Below are 683 nucleotides of genomic sequence, written 5' to 3' on the forward strand. Positions count from 1 at the left end.
TCCGTCGACGGCGCCACCCGCCGGCTGCCGCAGCCCTTCCTGGTGATCGCCACCGCCAACCCGATCGAGTACGAGGGCACCTACTCGCTGCCCGAGGCGCAGCTCGACCGCTTCCTGCTCCGGGTGCGGATGGGCTACCTCTCCACCGGCCTGGAGGCCTCGATGCTCCGGGCCCGCCTGGACCGCGCGACGCCCGAGCCGGACCTGGAGACGGTCAGCAGCCCGGCCGAACTGCTCGCGATGCGGGCGGCGTTGGAGCGGGTCGAGGTCGACGACGATCTGGTCGAGTACGTGATCGCGCTGGTCCACGCGACCCGCAACGACGCGCAGATCCAGGTCGGCTCCTCGCCGCGGGGCGGTCTCGCGCTGGTCCAACTGGCCCGGGCCCGCGCGATGCTGGAGGGGCGCGACTACCTGACGCCGGAGGACGTGAAGGCGCTCGCCGTCCCGGCGCTGGCCCACCGGATCACCCTGACACCGGAGTTGTGGGTGCGCCAGGTCGAGGCGGACGAGGTCCTGGCGCGCCTGGTGGCCACCGTTCCGGCACCGCGGACCCTGCCGCGCGCGGCCGGCGGCTCGGAGAGCCGTCCGGAGAGCGGTCCGGTGGACGCCCCGGGCGCCGCCCGGTGAGCCCCGAGCCCGCCGCCGACCACTGGCGCGCGGAGCGGGCCCGCCGGCTCGTC

1 protein-coding gene is annotated in these 683 nt (G+C 75.7%); it reads left to right on the forward strand.

Features of this window, described 5'->3' with window-relative positions; all coding sequences use genetic code 11:
- On the forward strand, positions 1–630 hold a 630-nt coding region (locus BI06_RS39960), incomplete at its 5' end, for a MoxR family ATPase (protein ID WP_043476761.1).
- Positions 631–683: the final 53 nt, after the last annotated feature.

Source organism: Kitasatospora sp. MBT66, assembly GCF_000710405.2.
Lineage (GTDB): Bacteria > Actinomycetota > Actinomycetes > Streptomycetales > Streptomycetaceae > Kitasatospora > Kitasatospora purpeofusca.